This window comes from Haloarcula rubra (assembly GCF_019599465.1).
Taxonomy (GTDB): domain Archaea; phylum Halobacteriota; class Halobacteria; order Halobacteriales; family Haloarculaceae; genus Haloarcula; species Haloarcula rubra.
This window is the reverse complement of the sequence record NZ_RKLR01000007.1, coordinates 86,401-102,003: the sequence shown is the minus strand read 5'-3', so window position 1 is coordinate 102,003 and position 15,603 is coordinate 86,401. Positions and strand designations below refer to the sequence as shown.

General features: G+C 66.9%; 18 protein-coding genes. 6 read left to right on the top strand and 12 right to left on the bottom strand.

Annotated features, from left to right (window positions below; translation table 11 throughout):
- Positions 1-98 precede the first annotated feature (98 nt).
- The gene (locus EGH21_RS16175) at positions 99-1,253 is read right to left on the bottom strand and encodes an acyl-CoA dehydrogenase family protein (RefSeq protein WP_220619522.1); all 1,155 of its coding nucleotides are present in this window, start codon (positions 1,251-1,253) and stop codon (positions 99-101) included.
- A 127-nt stretch (positions 1,254-1,380) separates the two neighbouring features.
- On the opposite strand from EGH21_RS16175, the gene EGH21_RS16170 reads away from it, so the two are divergent.
- Complete coding sequence (locus EGH21_RS16170) at positions 1,381-2,157, top strand: DUF6517 family protein (RefSeq protein ID WP_220619521.1); 777 nt, start codon at positions 1,381-1,383, stop codon at positions 2,155-2,157.
- Positions 2,158-2,184: 27 nt separating this feature from the next.
- On the opposite strand, the gene EGH21_RS16165 is transcribed toward EGH21_RS16170, so the two are convergent.
- From EGH21_RS16165 to EGH21_RS16145, 5 genes are all read right to left on the bottom strand, one after another.
- Positions 2,185-3,837, bottom strand: coding sequence for a long-chain fatty acid--CoA ligase (locus tag EGH21_RS16165; RefSeq protein ID WP_220619520.1), 1,653 nt, complete (start codon positions 3,835-3,837; stop codon positions 2,185-2,187).
- 71 nt (positions 3,838-3,908) lie between these two features.
- Positions 3,909-4,511 (bottom strand): chemotaxis protein CheC, encoded by a 603-nt coding sequence (locus EGH21_RS16160; RefSeq protein WP_220619655.1) that lies wholly within the window; start codon positions 4,509-4,511, stop codon positions 3,909-3,911.
- A gap of 81 nt (positions 4,512-4,592) precedes the next feature.
- The gene (locus EGH21_RS16155; RefSeq protein WP_220619519.1) at positions 4,593-4,985 is read right to left on the bottom strand and encodes a DUF8048 family protein; all 393 of its coding nucleotides are present in this window, start codon (positions 4,983-4,985) and stop codon (positions 4,593-4,595) included.
- A gap of 68 nt (positions 4,986-5,053) precedes the next feature.
- Positions 5,054-5,722, bottom strand: a complete 669-nt coding sequence (locus tag EGH21_RS16150; protein ID WP_220619518.1) for an O-methyltransferase — start codon at positions 5,720-5,722, stop codon at positions 5,054-5,056.
- Between the two features lie 38 nt (positions 5,723-5,760).
- Positions 5,761-6,711 (bottom strand): mechanosensitive ion channel family protein, encoded by a 951-nt coding sequence (locus EGH21_RS16145; protein WP_328765671.1) that lies wholly within the window; start codon positions 6,709-6,711, stop codon positions 5,761-5,763.
- Between the two features lie 80 nt (positions 6,712-6,791).
- Here EGH21_RS16145 and ptsH1 point away from each other — a divergent pair, with 80 nt between their 5' ends.
- From ptsH1 to EGH21_RS16130, 3 genes are all read left to right on the top strand, one after another.
- Entirely contained in the window at positions 6,792-7,067 is a 276-nt protein-coding gene (ptsH1, locus tag EGH21_RS16140) for a phosphocarrier protein HPr (RefSeq protein ID WP_220619516.1), read from the top strand.
- 6 nt (positions 7,068-7,073) lie between these two features.
- The gene (ptsP, locus tag EGH21_RS16135) at positions 7,074-8,756 is read left to right on the top strand and encodes a phosphoenolpyruvate--protein phosphotransferase (RefSeq protein ID WP_220619515.1); all 1,683 of its coding nucleotides are present in this window, start codon (positions 7,074-7,076) and stop codon (positions 8,754-8,756) included.
- 68 nt (positions 8,757-8,824) lie between these two features.
- Positions 8,825-9,265, top strand: a complete 441-nt coding sequence (locus EGH21_RS16130) for a pyridoxamine 5'-phosphate oxidase family protein (protein ID WP_220619514.1) — start codon at positions 8,825-8,827, stop codon at positions 9,263-9,265.
- 4 nt (positions 9,266-9,269) lie between these two features.
- Here EGH21_RS16130 and dhaM read toward each other — a convergent pair whose 3' ends face one another.
- From dhaM to EGH21_RS16100, 6 genes are all read right to left on the bottom strand, one after another.
- Positions 9,270-9,650 (bottom strand): dihydroxyacetone kinase phosphoryl donor subunit DhaM, encoded by a 381-nt coding sequence (dhaM, locus tag EGH21_RS16125; RefSeq protein WP_220619513.1) that lies wholly within the window; start codon positions 9,648-9,650, stop codon positions 9,270-9,272.
- A complete protein-coding gene (gene dhaL / locus EGH21_RS16120; RefSeq protein ID WP_220619512.1) occupies positions 9,650-10,357 on the bottom strand; it encodes a dihydroxyacetone kinase subunit DhaL in 708 nt (235 codons plus the stop codon). Before dhaL ends, dhaM begins: the two co-directional genes overlap by 1 nt.
- Positions 10,354-11,352 carry a dihydroxyacetone kinase subunit DhaK gene (dhaK, locus tag EGH21_RS16115; protein WP_220619511.1) on the bottom strand — a complete coding sequence of 333 codons (999 nt, stop codon included), beginning with the start codon at positions 11,350-11,352 and terminating at the stop codon, positions 10,354-10,356. Before dhaK ends, dhaL begins: the two co-directional genes overlap by 4 nt.
- A 165-nt stretch (positions 11,353-11,517) precedes the next feature.
- Positions 11,518-12,108: a thioredoxin family protein gene (locus EGH21_RS16110; RefSeq protein WP_220619510.1), complete on the bottom strand. Its 591-nt coding sequence runs from the start codon at positions 12,106-12,108 to the stop codon at positions 11,518-11,520.
- Between the two features lie 45 nt (positions 12,109-12,153).
- Positions 12,154-13,398 carry an MFS transporter gene (locus EGH21_RS16105; protein WP_220619509.1) on the bottom strand — a complete coding sequence of 415 codons (1,245 nt, stop codon included), beginning with the start codon at positions 13,396-13,398 and terminating at the stop codon, positions 12,154-12,156.
- A 52-nt stretch (positions 13,399-13,450) separates the two neighbouring features.
- Positions 13,451-13,783, bottom strand: a complete 333-nt coding sequence (locus EGH21_RS16100; RefSeq protein WP_220619508.1) for a hypothetical protein — start codon at positions 13,781-13,783, stop codon at positions 13,451-13,453.
- A gap of 121 nt (positions 13,784-13,904) precedes the next feature.
- Between EGH21_RS16100 and EGH21_RS16095 the strand changes: the two genes are divergently transcribed.
- Positions 13,905-14,399 carry an Lrp/AsnC family transcriptional regulator gene (locus EGH21_RS16095; RefSeq protein ID WP_220619507.1) on the top strand — a complete coding sequence of 165 codons (495 nt, stop codon included), beginning with the start codon at positions 13,905-13,907 and terminating at the stop codon, positions 14,397-14,399.
- Entirely contained in the window at positions 14,396-15,541 is a 1,146-nt protein-coding gene (locus EGH21_RS16090) for a pyridoxal phosphate-dependent aminotransferase (protein ID WP_220619506.1), read from the top strand. Before EGH21_RS16095 ends, EGH21_RS16090 begins: the two co-directional genes overlap by 4 nt.
- Positions 15,542-15,603 lie beyond the last annotated feature (62 nt).

Here is a 15,603-nt window from a genome sequence, read left to right as displayed (position 1 = left end):
GTAGGTACTCTGAAAGCAAAAACGCGGCGTGAGACGTGTACTCACGACCGGAAACTCGGCACCGACGACCACCCGACGCCGACGGGTTCGGGGCGGCCCTACTGCGGGGCCTGTCGGTAGATGAGGTTGCGCTGGATGTCGTTGGCACCCTCGTAGATGACCGGGATACGCACGTCGCGGTAGACGCGGGAGATGCGGTTCTCGGTCAGCACCGAGCGACCGCCGTGGAGTTGCATCCCCTTCTCGGCGCAGTCCATCGCGGCCTCGGTGGCCTCGGTCTTCGCCAGGGCGGCCCAGTAGCCGGCGTTCTCTTGGTTGGCGACCCGGTCGGCGGCGTCCCACGTGAGCGACCGGGCCGACTGGAAGGCCAGATGCATGTCCGAGAGTTTGTGTTGGACGGCCTGGAACTCGTCGACGCTCTTGCCGAACGCCTCGCGGCCGTGGACGAACTCCCACGCCTCCTCGATAGCGGCCGCCGCGAGGCCGATGCCGTGGCCCGCGACGACGACGCGGCCGTGGTTGAAGAACTCCGCGAGCATGTAGAACCCGGCGCCTTCGACGCCGACGAGGTTCTCCTCGGGGATGCGGCAGTCGTCTAAGACGATGTGGCCCTGCTTCGACGCCCGGAAGCCCATCTTCTCCGGGATGTGTTCGGCGTGGTAGCCGGGTGCGTCGGTGGGCACGATGAACATCGAGTAGTTGCCGTAGCGGTTGTTCGGGTCGTCGCCCGTCTTCGCGTAGAGGGTGAGCCAGTCGGCCTCGACGGCGTTGCCGACCCAGTACTTCTCGCCGTTGATGACCCACTCGTCGCCGTCCTTCTCGGCGCTGGTGGTCATCCCGGCGAGGTCGCTCCCCGTCTCGGGTTCGGAGACGGCGAGACCGGTAATCTGGTCGTTCTCGGCGACGGGCCGGAGGAACTCCTCGTGTTGCCAGTCGGCGCCGTGTTCCTCGACTATCTCCGCGCCGAAACTCGCCAACTGCAGTGTCAGGGCGATGCCGGCGTCGGCCTTGTAGAACTCCTCGGCGATGGCCAGCACCTGATGTAAGTCGTACCCCTCGCCACCGACCTCTTCCCCGAGGTCCTGTGCGACGAGGCCAGCGTCCATCCCCGCTTCGAGAATCTCCCAGGGGTACTCCCCCGAGGCGTAGTAGTCTGCGGCGTTGGGTGCGATGTGTTCCTCTGCGAACTCCCGGGACGCCTGCTTGACGTCGAGTGCGTGGTCCGGGACCGGGTAATCAGATAGTAACTCCATGGGGAGTATCATGGACGGTGTCACCATATACCTCGTGGAACTCCCAGAAACCTCTCAGAAGTTGTTCCCTCGAAAATACTGATAATCGGAACCGCACACTTTTTGAGCGGACTCGCCACCCACCGGTATGAACCGTCGTGACTATCTAGCCATCGGAGCGAGTGTTGGTGCCGCCGGGCTGAGCGGGTGTTCGTCGTTCTTCGCCGCCGCGGAGACGCCGCGCCCGTCGGTACCGACCGACCGACTCGAATCTGGAGGGTGGGAGCAAACCGAGGAGAACAGCGGCACCGTTCTCGAAGAGGCCTACGGCCCCGTGACGTTGACAGCGGTCCAGCACACCCTCCAGTATCAGGACGCAGAACTGGCACAGACTGTGGCCGACCGGACGCTCGGACAGGTCCAGACGGCGCTGTCGGTGTGGTTCGCCTCCCGCATCGACTTCAGCCCGAATCTGGACAACCTCCCGGCGGGTGTCGGACAAGAGCAGATAGTCGACCAGGTGCGGGCGAACGCCCGTAACCAGTTCGAACAGCAGATGCAGAACCAGGGGCTGACGGGCATCGAACAGACCGGCACCGGGAGCATCGACGTCGACACCGGCGAGACGGCCGAGACGGTGGACCTGACCGCCGTCTACCCCTTCGAGGGTATCAGTTTCGACGTCAGCGAGTCCGAGAGCGTCGAGATACCCCCCACGGACATCGCCATCGACGCGGTGCTGGCGGTGTGGCACCACGGCGACTACGTGCTGGTGTCCGGCGGTGCCTACCCCGCGGAGAACTTCGCCCAGAGCATCGACAGCGACCTGAGTGCGGGCATCAGCGTCACCGTCGACGTCGACCTCGGTCTAGAACCTGAAGCCTACCGCGAGGAAGTGCGCTCGCTGGTCGCCGGCGTGCAGTGAGACACGTCGACAGACGGTAGCAGCGGCTTACTCCGGCGAGGCGTCCTCCGGGACGCGGCCCTCCACGAGCGACTCGTCGGCGTACTCCTCACGGAGCGCCTTCTTGTTGAACTTCCCCGTCGCCGTCTTCGGCACCTCCTCGATGGTGACGACGTTGTCCGGCACCCACCACTTCGGGTACTCCTCGAGGACGTGGTCGCGTAACTCGTCGGCCAGCGTGTCCGTGTCGGCCCCCTCGCCCGGGACGACCAGCGCCAGCGGTCGCTCCTGCCAGCGCTCGTGGGGGACGCCGATGACGGCCGCCTCGGAGACGTCCTCGTGGGCCATCAGCGCGTTCTCCAGTTCCTGTGAGGATATCCACTCGCCGCCGCTCTTGATGACGTCTTTCGCCCGGTCGACGATTTTGATGTAGCCGTCCTCGTCGACGGAGACGACGTCACCGGTCTTCAGGTAGCCGTCCTCGAACTCCGACTCGTTGGCCTCCGGGCGCATGAAGTACTCCGTCGTCACCCAGGGTCCGCGAACCTGTAGTTCGCCGAACGCCTCGCCGTCGGCGGGCACCTCGTTCCCGTCGTCGTCGATGACCCGGTACTCCAGTCCGGGCGTGATGAGCCCCTGTTTGGACCGCTTCTGGAGTTGCGTCTCGTAGTCAGCATCTCGGAGGTCTGACTTCAGGTGGGCGACGGCGCCGACGGGGGCAGTCTCGGTCATCCCCCACGCGTGGACGAGTTCGACGTCGTGGTCGTCGAAGAAGCGAATCATCGCCTCCGGCGCGGCGCTCCCGCCGACGACCAGTCGGTCCAGCGAGGAGAGGTCCACGTCGTTCTCCTTGACGTACTCCATCAGGCCGAGCCACACCGTCGGGACGCCGGCAGTGACGGTGACGCCCTCGTCTTCAATGAGATGAGCGAGGTCCGCCGGTTCCGGCTGCGGCCCGGGGTAGACGTGTTTCGCGCCGCCGGCCGTCGCCGAGAACGGCAGGCCCCACGCGTTGACGTGGAACATCGGGACGACGGGCATCATCACGTCGTCGTCGTCCAGCGGAATCCCCTGCGGGGACTGGATAGCCATCGTGTGGCTCCACATCATCTGCTGGGTGTACTCGACGCCCTTCGGTTGGCCCGTCGTCCCCGACGTGTAACAGAGGCCGGCGGGTCGGTCCTCTTCGAGGTCGGGCCAGTCGTAGGTGGTCGGCTGGTCGCCGACGAACGACTCGTAGGCGACGGCGTCCAGTTCGGTGTCGGGCACGGACTCGCCCATCACCACGAAGCGCTCGACGGACTCGAACGGATCGGGGTCGTCTGCCACCGCACCCTCCAGTTTCGGCAGGAGCGACTGGTCGACGAAGATGGTCCGGTCCTGTGCGTTCTCCACGATGTACTGGATGTGCTTGTCGGGCAGGAGCGGGTTTATCGTGTGGAGTTGTGCCCCCATCCCCGGCACGCCGAAGTACGTCTCGAAGTGTCTGTGGTGGTTCCAGCAGAACGTCCCGAGACGCTCGCCGTCGCCGTAGCCGGCCTCGTCGAGCGCGTTCGCTAACTGGGCGGCCCGGTCGGCGAACTCGTCGTAGTCGTAGCGAACGATGCCCTCGTGGGTGCGAGAGACGATTTCCGTGTCCGGGTACAGTTGATCTGCGCGCCACAAGAACGGTCGCAGCGTCTGGGCTGAGCCACCTGGCATACCGTGTGGGTAGAGCGCATACTACAAGAAGGTCGGTAAATTAATCGTGAAGGACTAGGCGTTGTTTCACGTCAGACCTCTATCCGTTGCATCAGGTCGACCAGTTCCTCCAGTTCGGGGAACGTGTACACCTTCACGTTGATGTCGGAGTCGAGGGCGTGGACCCGCGAGTCGAACATCAGCGCCATCTCGTTGTCGCGGCCGCCGACCAGCTGGTCGACCATGCCGCTGCCGGGCCCGAAAGTGAAGTTCGGCGTCGAGATGTCGATGGTCGTCTCTAACACGTTCGCCCACCCGTCGATGAACCCGCTGGTCATGATGTTGCCTATCTCCTGAATCGCCGACCGCTCCATGTCGGTGAACCCGTTCGCGTTGGGGTCGGTCTCGCCCATGTCGCCTATCATGCCGTGTGCGAGGTCCTTCGCGCTCCGGGCGTTGAACAGGAAGAGGATGTGGCCGTGGGGTTTCTCGACCATCTCGATGCTGATGCCGATCTGCTTCTCGTCGCCGACGTGGGTCTTGATGTCCGGAATGTCGATGAAGTTGATCTTCGTGATCTCCATCTCCGTCTCCATCCCCGTCATCTGGCTCAGGTGGTTGGCGACGGTGTTGCCGCCCTCCTTCGCCATCTGGTTGAACAGGCCGAGTTTCCGGATATCTATCATCAGACTCATGAGTGTTCGGGTGGCGCTGACTTGCCGGGCCTGCCACATAAGCTATGCACCCCCATTTTCGCAGGCGAGAATGGGGCCCGCTCAGAACTGTTCGGCGGTGTCGATACCGACGACGACGCCCTCCTCGTCGGGCCCGAAGTGGTCGTCGCCGCGGACCGACTTCGCGAACAGGAGGCGGGCCTGTTCGGTGTGGGCGTACCGGACGGCCGCCTCGGTGTTCGACTCGAAGTCGAACTCGTCGAGGAAGTCGTCCCAGACGGAGTCCTCGACGCGGTACGCGCGGACGCCGCCCTCCGTAACGTACTCCGTGGTGCGTTCGAGGTTCGAGTGTCGGCCGATGAGTTCGGCGTGGAGGACGTCGAGCGCCCCCACCAACCGGTCCGTCTCCATCTCGGCTTTCTCGGCCGTCCGGTCGATGACGGCACCGTCTAGCCCGAACATGTCCGCCGTGGAATCCGAACCACTCTCTGCCATGGTGTGCGTAAACTATCAGCACGGACACGAATCATTCTTCGGGTCGGTCGGCGAGCAACCCGGAACTGTCAGGCCACTCTAACGCTCACGGCGACGCCCTCGCCCAGTGGCAACAGTCCAGTCTCGAAGTCGGGGTCGTCCCGCACCCGTTCGAGATAGGTCGCGATACCGCGGCTCGTCGCGTTGGCGTCCACGTCTTCGCCCGCGAGGAGCGCCCGCACGTCCTCGAACTCCAGCGGTCCGGCCTCGATGGCGTTGTCGGCGGCGACGACGCCACCGACCGGCACCTTCTCGCGGACGGCCTCGAACGCCTCCACGTACCGGTCCTTCTCGTTGTCTATCAACACCACGTCGAAGGGGCCGTCGTAGCGCTCGACGACGTCGATGGCGTCGCCGTGTTCGAACTCCGCCCGGTCGGCGAACCCGCCGCGGGCGAGGAAGTCGCGGGCCTCCGCGAGTTCGTCGGCGTCGACTTCGGTCAGGACTATCTCACCGTCTGCGGGAATCGCCGGTGCCATCCAGTACGCCGAGTAGCCGAACCCGGACCCGAACTCGAACACCTGTCGGGCGTCGGTCATGCGGGCGAGCATCCGGAGCCATCCCCCGACGGCGGGGCCGACGGTCGGGAACCCCTCGCGGTCGGCCTTTGCGTCCATCTCGGCGATGACCTCGTCCCGGTCGGGGGCCAGCGTCCGAGCGAACTGTTCGGTCACGTCCGGTAGCGGCGTCTCGTCCATACGGTGGCGTCCGACCGGGTGGGCGGTAAACCCTCGCCTCACCGGTTCCGACTGACGGGGAACTTCACCCGGTCGGGATGTTCGTTGAACGCCGCGAGGATGCGCCGGTACAGTTCGTTCTTCACTCGCTGTCCCCGTCGCGGGTGGGCCAGATACCGCAGGCGGAACTCCACCCACGACTCGTCTTGCACGACGTTGACCGTCGGCCGGTCCTGTACCTCCAGTTCCACCGGTGTCTCGTCGAGGCGCTCCCGATACCGACCGATTCGGGCGGCCATCTCGTCGCCTAGATAGTCGTCGGCGACGGTGCGCATCGTCTCGGTGGCGAACTCGAAGTCCGTCTCGTAGGCCACCTGCACCGAGAGTTCGTTCCAGACGTAGGGGAACTCCTCCTGCGTGAAGTTCTTCACGTGCGAGGAGAGGACGACGCTGTTCGGGAGCGTGATGGTCCGTCCGGACGGCTGGTTCGAGGAGACGAGGTCGCCGTTTATCTCCCACAGCGTCGTCACGAGGAAGGAGACTTCGACCACGTCGCCCTTCGAGTCCTCGATGGCGACGCGGTCACCGACCTGATACGGCCGCTTGACCATGATGTACAGCCACCCGATGAGGGAGAACAGGGGTTGCTGGAGCGCGAAGGTGACCGCGAACCCGACGATACCCAGCGAGAACAGGAGACCGACCCACTGTTCGGTGACGACCCCGAGTGCGGCGAGGGTCCCGGCGAGACCGAAGCCGAGTCGGAAGAGGTTCTTCGCGTCGTGTCGCCGTCGCTTGTCCGCCGTCCGCTGGTCGTAGACGCTCAGGAGGATGCGGTAACAGCCGTAGGTAGCGAACCCGACGGCCGTGAGCGAGAGCAGTTTGACGACGAGGAAGGCGACGGCGACGCCCTGCACGCTTCCCTCGACCCCGACTCGCTGGACGAGTGTGACGCCGGCGGCACAGACGACGGCGGACGCGAGCGACAGATATCCGACTGGACGACTCACACCAGTGCCCGACGAGAGGGGAGGACTAAACCGTTGGGTGACAGCAACACGATAATAGTTCACGCACGCCATTGGGGTGTATGGAGCGTACCGTCGCGGTCGTCCCCGAGGCAGGACTCCACGCGCGCCCGGCCTCGAAGTTCGTCCAGACAGTCAACCAGTACGACGCCACCGTCACCGTCGGCCGCGCCGACGACGGCGACGACGGCATGGTCGACGCGAACAGCATGCTGGCCGTCACCGGTCTCAACGTCGAACACGGCGAGTCGGTCCGCATCGTCGCCGAGGGTGCGGACGCGTCCGAGGCGCTCGACGCCCTCGAAACCGTGCTGACGACACCGGTCGAGGAGGGGTGAGCCGGCGTGGCGACGTTCACCGGCGTCGGCAGTACGCCGCTGTCGGGCGTCGGGACCGCTCGCTGGTTCCGGCCGTCGGCGCTCGAACTGCCCGACCGACCCGACCCCGCGACCGTCGATAGCGCGGCCGAGCGTGACCGCTTCGAGGACGCGCGGGACGCGGCCCGCGCGGCCATCCGCGAGGCCCGCGACCGGGCGGCCGCGGCCGTCGGCGAGGACGAGGCCGCCGTCTTCGAAGCCCACGAACAGTTCCTCGACGACCCGCAACTGGTCGGCGCTATCGAGGAGTCTATCGACGACGGGACGCCTGCCGAACACGCCGTCGCCGACGCCTACGCCGACGCTATCGCGCAGTTCGAAGGGATGGAGGGTCGGATGGCCGAACGTGCCGACGACCTGCGGGACGTGCGCGACCGTCTCCTCCGGGAACTGCTGGACGTCGACAGCGTCGACCTCGGGTCGCTTCCAGAGGGAACGGTCCTGCTGGCCGACCGCCTCACGCCCAGCGACACCGCCGGACTGGACCCCGACGCGGTGGCCGGCGTCGCGACGGTGACCGGCGGGCGCACCTCCCACGCCGCCATCATCGCCCGGTCGCTCGCGATTCCGGCCGTCGTCGGCGTGGGCGAGGCCCTGACAGACGTCTCCGACGGGGCGACCGTGCTGGTCGACGGCGAGGCCGGTGAGGTGGTCGTGGACCCCGACGCCGAGCGACGAGCGAGCGTCTCGGGGGTCGACGCCCCAGTCGTCACGGAGCACGTCGAGACGGCCGACGGCCGCAAAATCGAGGTTGCCGCGAACGTTGGCCGGCCCGCGGAACTGGACCCCGCGACGGCCCGCGGGGCCGACGGCATCGGCCTCTACCGGACCGAGTTCCTCTTTCTGGACCGCGACACACCGCCCGACGAGGACGAGCAGTTCGAGGCAATCACGGACGCACTGGCGGCGTTCCCCGACGAACGAGTCGTCGTCCGGACGCTGGACGTTGGCGGCGACAAACAGGTCCCCTATCTGGACCTCCCGGACGAACCGAACCCGTTCCTCGGTCGGCGCGGCGTCCGCCTCTCGCTGGGCGACCACGCCGACCTCTTCGAGACGCAGTTGCGGGCCCTCCTCAAGGCGGCGGCGACCGACGCCGGCGACGACCTCGCCGTGATGGTGCCGATGGTGGCCCGTGTCGAAGAAGTCGAGGACGTGTTGAGCCGTGTCGAGGCCGTCGCCGCGACGCTCGACGCCGAGGGCGTCGACTACGCCATCCCGGACCTGGGTGCGATGGTCGAGACGCCCGCCGCCTCCTACGTCGCGGGTGCGCTCGCGGACCGTCTAGACTTCCTCTCTATCGGCACGAACGACCTCACGCAGTACGTGATGGCCGCCGACCGGGAGAACGACGGCGTCGCCGACCTGCACGACCCCTTGCATCCGGCGGTCCTGCGGGCCATCGACCGAACGGTGACCGCCGCCCACGAACGCGGCGCGTGGGTGGGGATGTGCGGCGAGATGGCCGGCGACCCCGACTTGACCGAGCTCCTCGTCGGCCTCGGCCTCGACGAACTCTCGATGAGCGCCGTCACCGTGCCGGCAGTCAAAGCCCGGATTCGCGAGACGGACAGCGAGACTGCGGCCGCCCTCGCGAGGGAAGTACTCGCCTGCGAGACGCGGTCGGCGGTGGCGTCACGGCTCGACTAACGTCGCCGTCCCCACTCGGTGAAAATATTGGCAATCCTATACGTGTGGTCAGTGCCAACGTACGACGTATGAGCCGTATCGAACTGGACGGCGTCGAGATGACCGACTTCCTCGAGACCCAGCGCACGGGCGTCCTCTGTCTCGGGCGGGAGAACGACGGCTACGGCGTCCCACTCTCGTTCAACTACCGCGAGGACGATTCGAGCATCTACTTCCGGATGGGGTACGCGCCCGGGAGTCAGAAACGGCGGTTCCTCGAGGCAGCGGAGAACGTGACGTTCGTCGTCTACGACCAGACCGACGAGGGCTGGATCAGCGTCGTGGCCGAGGGGACCCTCGAATCCGTCTCCGAGGGCGACGTCGAGTCCGTCGTCGAGGAGGCCACCAGACACCTCGACATCCCCTACTACGAGGTCCACGAGAGACCGGTCGACGACCTCGAGTTCGAGGTCCTTCGGCTCCGAGTATCCAAACTGAACGGCGTCAGAGAGGGCCACGAAGGCCAGTAGCCGCTCAGAGTTTGTCCACGTCGCGGGCCGCCTCCGCCTGTTCTCGCACCGATTCGACGGTGGCCTTCGGACTGGTCGCCGCGACGGCGGCGTTGACCGCCCCCTCCAGTACCGGTGCGTCCGCGATGACCGCCTCCACGTCGCTCAGTTCGATGGCCACGTCTGCGTTCATCACCGCGCTCCCGAGGTCCACGAGGACGACGACGCCGTCACCGTCGTCGGCGGCCGCGAGGGCGTCCTCGATGTCGTCGGGGACCGTCCCGAACCCGCCCTGTCCGTCGCCGCCGACGGGTTCGATACGGGTGTCACCGCCCATCTCGGCGGCCACCTCGGCGATGCCCTCGGCGGCTTTCCGACTGTGTGAGACGACGACGAGACCGACCATCAGTCCTCGGCGGCCTCCTCGCCGTCCGGAATCGTCGGCGACGTGGCGTCGACGGGGGGCGTCTCGGCCACGTCTAACTGCTCTTCTGCGGCGGCCAGCAGTTCCTCCAGGATGTACAGCGTGCTGGTCGCGCCGGGGTCCTGATGGCCCACCGAGCGCCACCCGAGATACGACGCTCGCCCCTTCGAGGCCCGGATGGGGACCGTGAAGTCGACGCCGCGTTCGGCGGCCGCGACGGCTTTCGCCAGCGCCTCCACGGGCGGCAGGTCGTCAGTCTCGACGGACTTCTTGAACGTGTGGACCGCCGGCACCAGCGCGTCGACCATCGTCTTGTCGCCGACTCGCGCGTCGCCGCGGTCCTGCACCTTCTCGAGGTAGGTCTCGGCGAACGCCACCGCGGTCTCGGCGGTGATGCCATCTTCGAGTTCGGGACTGGCGAAGACGAGCGACCCGCCGTAGAGCGGTCCAGACGCGCCGCCGACCTCCGAGAGCAGTTTCTTGCCCGCCGTCTTGACCACCGTCGCCGGGTCGGGGTCGTCCAGCGCCGCTACTTCCTCGGCGGCGGCCTTCCAGCCACGGGCCATGTTCCCGCCGTGGTCGGCGTCGCCGATGGCCGAGTCGAGGTCGGTGAGGTGGGTCCGCTCGGCCTCCAACCGCTCGGCGACGGCCTGCACCGCGGCGACCACTGCCGCGCCCTCGTCGCTCATCGGACCGTCAGTGCCGGGGTGTCGGCCGGCGCACCGAGCAACTCCTTCAACTCGTCGTCGACGGCACAGACCGTGATGGAACACCCCATCATGTCCAGCGAGGTCATGTAGTCGCCGACCCACGCGTCCCACGTCTCCAGTCCGTGGTCGCCGAGCATCTCCTGCAGTTTCCGATTGACGACGAACAGTTCCATCTGCGGCGTGCCGCCCATCCCGTTGACGATTGTCACGACCTCCTGGCCTTCGTCTAGGTCGAGGTCGTCCAGCACCGTCTCGGTGAGTTCCTCGGTGATGGCGTCGGCGTCCATGATGTCGGTCCGCTCGACGCCGGGTTCGCCGTGGATGCCGATGCCGAGTTCTATCTCGTCCTCGCCGAGGTCGAACGTCGGTTCGCCCTTCTCCGGGGTCACACAGGAAGTCAGAGCCATCCCCATCGTACCGACGTTGTCGACCACCTTCTGGGCGACACGCTGGACCTCCTCCAGGGCCGCGCCCTCGGCGGCCTTCGCGCCGGCGGCCTTGTGGACGAGGATGGTGCCACAGACGCCGCGCCGGCCCGAAGTGTACAGCGAGTCCTCGACGGCCACGTCGTCGTTCACGACGACTTCGGCCACCTCGGCCCCCTCCATCTCGACCATCTCGCCGGCCGTCTCGAAGTTCATCACGTCGCCCTCGTAGTTCTTGACGACCATCAGGACGCCCTCGCCGCTGTCGGCGGCGGCGATCATCTCCTCCAGTTCGTCGGCCGTCGGCGAGGTGAACACCTCGCCCGCGGCCGCGCCGTCGAGCATCCCCTCGCCGAGATAGCCCGCGTGTGTCGGTTCGTGCCCGCTCCCGCCGCCGCTGACGACGCCGACCTTCCCGTCGACCGGCGCGTCCGCGCGGACCAGTACGTTCGTCCCGTCGAGGCGACGGACGCGGTCCGGATACGCCGCGACCATCCCGTCTAGCATCTCGTCGACCACGTCGTCCGGGTCGTTGATGAGCTTCTTCATGGTACGTGGTGACAATCGTCTCACTAGTCCTTAAAGATGAGCGAGCGGGGCGATAGGAACGAACGCGTGTGTTTTCGGACGAGACGGGAGCGCGACCCTACTGCGTGGGGTACTGAGACGGGCGACTGGTGGCGGGTCGTCGGCGTCGCGCCGTCGACTCGCCTGTCAGACGTCCCAGTAGTCGGGTTCGTTGCCCGCGGTCCACTTGATGGAACAGCCACGCGACGGCTTCTCGGCGCTCGTAATCTCGTCGCCGGCCAGCAGCGTCTCGACGTGGCCGGCCATCTCTCGGTCGCTCGGTTCGTCGTCGGGGTTCGGCGCGTCGTCGAGTCGTCCGTGGTAGGCAAGTCGGAATCGACCCTCGTCGTTGCGGAACAGGAACGGATCGGGTGTGCAGCGGGCCCCGTAGGCCGCCGTGACGGACTGGCTCTCGTCGCGGAGGTAGGCGTCGTACGCCACCTCGCCGCTCTCGACGAGTTCCTGCATCCGCTCGAAGGAGTCGTCCGGGTACGCCTCGGCGTCGTTGGGGTTGATGCCCACGACCGCGAGGTCGTCGTACTCCTCGGCGAGTCGGTTCAGTTCCGGAATCTTCGCTTTCGCGTAGGGACAGTGGTTGCACGTGAACACGACCAGTAACGCGTCGTAGCCGGCGAAGTCGTCGAGCGCGTACGTCTCCCCGTCGGCACCGGGCAGTTCGAACGACGGTGCGACGTCGCCACGTTCGAGTACTTCGGAGTCAGAGTCGAGCGAAACCATGTCACGAGGCGCTACGTGGTCGTCCGATAAAAGCCCACGGACCGCTCAGTCGCCGGGCTGGACGCTCTGTCGCCGACTCCCGCCGCCGACGGCCAGCACGACGGCCGTCAGGCCGATAGCGAGGACGCCGATACCCGCGACCGCCCAGAACGCCGCGGCGACCCCGGCCCGTTCGACGACGACTGCGAGGACGGGCGGGGCGACGGCCGCGCCGCCCGAGATACCGACGGTGAGCAAGCCGAAGTTCTTGCCCGCAGAGTCCGCCGAGGAGAGGGCATCGGCCAGCGACGCCCGCGCGGGCCGACTCCCGTCGACGGTGGCCGAGAGGACGAGGACGAGCGCCAGCGCCCCCAGAACGGGGACCGTCCCGAGCGCCAGCAAACCCGCGACCACGACGAGTGCGGCGTAGCCGCCCACCAACACCGGTCCCGGGGAGTACCGGTCGGTGAGCCACCCGCCGGCGAAGATGAGCACCGCGCCGGTGACCAGCATCGCCGAGACGGTGAAGTTCGCGGTGGCGTCGGGAATCGAGTAGCCCGACGAGAGCAACGTCGCGGTGTACTGTTTGATACCCCACCCGGCCATCGACGTGACGAACCAGAGGACGGTGAGCGCGACGATGGGTGGCGAGGCGAGGACGGTCCGGAGTTCGCTCCGGACCCGCTTCGCGAGCGGGGCGTCACGCGACTGCTCGGTGCTCGTCGGGTGCGTGATGGCCTCGTCGACGCGGCGGTCGAACGCGAGCAGACACGCGGCGCCGTAGCCGCCCCCGACGACGGCGATAGCGCCGATGGCGAGACGCCAGTCGATTCCCAGTGTAGTCGCCGTCGCGACGACGGCCGGCGGTGCGGCGAAGCCGAGCGCCCCGGTGAACCCGTGGACGCTGTACGCCCGACCGCGGGTGTCTGCCGTCGTCGCGGCCCCGATGAGCGGGTAGTGAGCGGGGTGGTGACCGGCGATACCGACGCCGGTGACGACGCTCGCGACGAGAAGCCACTCGTAGCTCTGTGCAGTGGCAGTGAGCATCGCACCGAGGGCACCGAAAGTGAGCGAGATGGCCAGCACCGACGTCCGACTCCGCGAGTCCGAGAGCGACCCGAACGGCAACTGCAACGCCGTGACGACGACGCCGACGGTCCCCAGCGCGACACCCAGTTGGGCGTCGGTCAGCCCGAGGTCGGTCTTCAGCGGGCCGAAGACGGGCGGCAACAGCATGAAGTACGCGTGGTTGACGAGGTGAGAGCCGCCGACCAGACCGACGACGAGACGGGACTGGGCGTCTGAGACCACGATAGTCCCCTGTGGGCGGGCCCCTGCAAAGAACGGTGTGGTTCGGCGTGCGTCACTCCTCGCTCGCCAACCGGTCCGCGATGGCGTCGTCGAAGGCGACTGCGGCCCGATAGACGCTCGTCTCCGTGTCGACGCCGAACCGTACCTCTTCGCCCTCTGTCACCTCTTTCTCCAGAAACCCCATCTCGACGAGGTGGTCCAGCGTCCCGTCGAGATACAGCGTCTTCAGCGGGACGCCGGCCTCGTCGCTCAGTTCCGTCTTCGTGTACGTGGCGTCGGTGTCGAGTCGCAGGATGGCGTCGATGACCGCCGGCGCGCCGTCGTGTGACGCGACGTGTCCCCACCCTGTGTCGACCGTCTCCTCGTGTGCGGCCTCCTCGAACATCAGCCGACCCGAGGGACGCGTCCTAATTAAACCTCGCGTCGGTTTCGACGACCGACCGGGGGCGTGCCAGTCCCTCTCACCATTGAGCAAGGCTTTTGTTCGGGACCGTCCGCCTCTGTGTATGAGCAGTCGCCGCGAGATTCTGAACCTGCTGCGGGAGAACGCCCGCTACACGACGGAGGACCTCGCCCACATGACGGGGTTCACCGAGAGCGAGGTGGAGACCATCGTCGACGAGTTCGAGGAGGCCGGCGTCATCTGTGGGTATCAGGCCGTCGTCGACTGGAGCGCCGTCGACACCGACGAGGAGCGGGTGCGCGCGACGGTCGAACTCAACGTCGCGCTGGACCGCGAGACCAACTACAGCGACATCGCCGACCGCATCGGGAAGTTCCCGGAAGTGACCTCGCTGCGCCTCGTCAGCGGTGACTACGACTTCGACCTCGAAGTCGAGGGCGACTCCATGCGGGAGGTGTCGCACTTCATCAGCGACAAGATAGCGCCCATCCCCGAGATTACGCAGACGGTCACCCACTACATCATGGAGTCGTACAAGGAACAGGGGATGAAGTTCGACGACCACGACGACGACGACCGACTCTCCGTCTCGCCATGACGTTCGAACCAGCGGACCGAGTCGACGCGGTGCCACCGTCGGGTATCCGACGGTTCTTCGAGTTGGCCGAGGAGATGGACGACATCATCTCGCTGGGCGTCGGGGAACCGGACTTCTCCGCGCCGTGGGCCGCCCGCGAGGCCGCCATCACCTCGCTGGAACGGGGTCAGACCTCCTACACTGCCAACCGCGGCAAGCGCGAACTCCGCGAGCGCATCGCGGGCTACGAGGACGAGCGCCACGGCCTGTCCTACGACCCCGACGACGAGATACTCGTCACCGCGGGGGCGAGCGAAGGTCTCGACTTAGCGTTTCGCGCACTGCTGGACCCCGGCGACAGCATCGCCGTCGCCCAGCCGTGTTACGTCTCCTACGTCCCCGGCGCGACGTTCGCCGGCGTCAACGTCGTCGACGTGCCGACCCGCGTCGAGGACGAGTTCAAACTCACCCGCGAGGTGCTGGAAGACTCCGGTGCGGCCGAGGCCGACGCGCTGGTCTACTGCTACCCGAACAACCCGACGGGCGCGACGATGACCGGCGAGGAACTCCGCGAGGTGGCGGCCTTCTGCCGCGAGAACGACCTCGTGGTGTTCGCCGACGAGATATACGCCGACCTGACCTACGAACACGACCACACCTCCATCGCGACGCTCCCGGGGATGCGCGAACGGACCGTCGTGTTCAACGGGTTCTCGAAGGCGTTCGCGATGACCGGGTTCCGCCTCGGCTACGCGATGGGGCCGCCGGAGGCCGTCGAAGCGATGAACCGTGTCCACCAGTACACGATGCTGTCGGCGCCGACCACCGCCCAGTACGCCGCCATCGAGGCGCTGGACAACTGCTGGGAGGACGTAGAGGAGATGACCTCGCAGTACGACCGGCGACGGAACTACGTCCTCTCCCGGTTGCGGGGGATGGGACTGGACTGTTTCCCCGCCGCCGGTGCCTTCTATGCCTTCCCGGAGTGTCCGTGGGACGACGCCAACGAGTTCGCCGAGGCGCTACTCCAGTCCGAGGGCGTCGCCGTCGTCCCGGGCACCGCGTTCGGCGAGGGCGGCGACGGCCACCTCCGCCTCTCGTACGCGACGGGGCTGGACGACCTCAAGGAGGCGATGAACCGCATGGAGTCGTTCCTCCAGTAACGCCGCCTACGCCGTTCCGAGTCGGGGCAGACGCCCAGTTATCAACCATAATAGAGGTGCCG

Bases quoted from the DNA above. Each gene is read 5' to 3' on its own strand.
- EGH21_RS16175 (WP_220619522.1), bottom strand. From the start codon at position 1,253: ATGGAGTTACTATCTGATTACCCGGTCCCGGACCACGCACTCGACGTC.
- EGH21_RS16170 (WP_220619521.1), top strand. From the start codon at position 1,381: ATGAACCGTCGTGACTATCTAGCCATCGGAGCGAGTGTTGGTGCCGCC.
- EGH21_RS16165 (WP_220619520.1), bottom strand. From the start codon at position 3,837: ATGCCAGGTGGCTCAGCCCAGACGCTGCGACCGTTCTTGTGGCGCGCA.
- EGH21_RS16160 (WP_220619655.1), bottom strand. From the start codon at position 4,511: ATGAGTCTGATGATAGATATCCGGAAACTCGGCCTGTTCAACCAGATG.
- EGH21_RS16155 (WP_220619519.1), bottom strand. From the start codon at position 4,985: ATGGCAGAGAGTGGTTCGGATTCCACGGCGGACATGTTCGGGCTAGAC.
- EGH21_RS16150 (WP_220619518.1), bottom strand. From the start codon at position 5,722: ATGGACGAGACGCCGCTACCGGACGTGACCGAACAGTTCGCTCGGACG.
- ptsH1 (WP_220619516.1), top strand. From the start codon at position 6,792: ATGGAGCGTACCGTCGCGGTCGTCCCCGAGGCAGGACTCCACGCGCGC.
- EGH21_RS16130 (WP_220619514.1), top strand. From the start codon at position 8,825: ATGAGCCGTATCGAACTGGACGGCGTCGAGATGACCGACTTCCTCGAG.
- dhaM (WP_220619513.1), bottom strand. From the start codon at position 9,650: ATGGTCGGTCTCGTCGTCGTCTCACACAGTCGGAAAGCCGCCGAGGGC.
- dhaL (WP_220619512.1), bottom strand. From the start codon at position 10,357: ATGAGCGACGAGGGCGCGGCAGTGGTCGCCGCGGTGCAGGCCGTCGCC.
- dhaK (WP_220619511.1), bottom strand. From the start codon at position 11,352: ATGAAGAAGCTCATCAACGACCCGGACGACGTGGTCGACGAGATGCTA.
- EGH21_RS16110 (WP_220619510.1), bottom strand. From the start codon at position 12,108: ATGGTTTCGCTCGACTCTGACTCCGAAGTACTCGAACGTGGCGACGTC.
- EGH21_RS16100 (WP_220619508.1), bottom strand. From the start codon at position 13,783: ATGTTCGAGGAGGCCGCACACGAGGAGACGGTCGACACAGGGTGGGGA.
- EGH21_RS16095 (WP_220619507.1), top strand. From the start codon at position 13,905: ATGAGCAGTCGCCGCGAGATTCTGAACCTGCTGCGGGAGAACGCCCGC.
- EGH21_RS16090 (WP_220619506.1), top strand. From the start codon at position 14,396: ATGACGTTCGAACCAGCGGACCGAGTCGACGCGGTGCCACCGTCGGGT.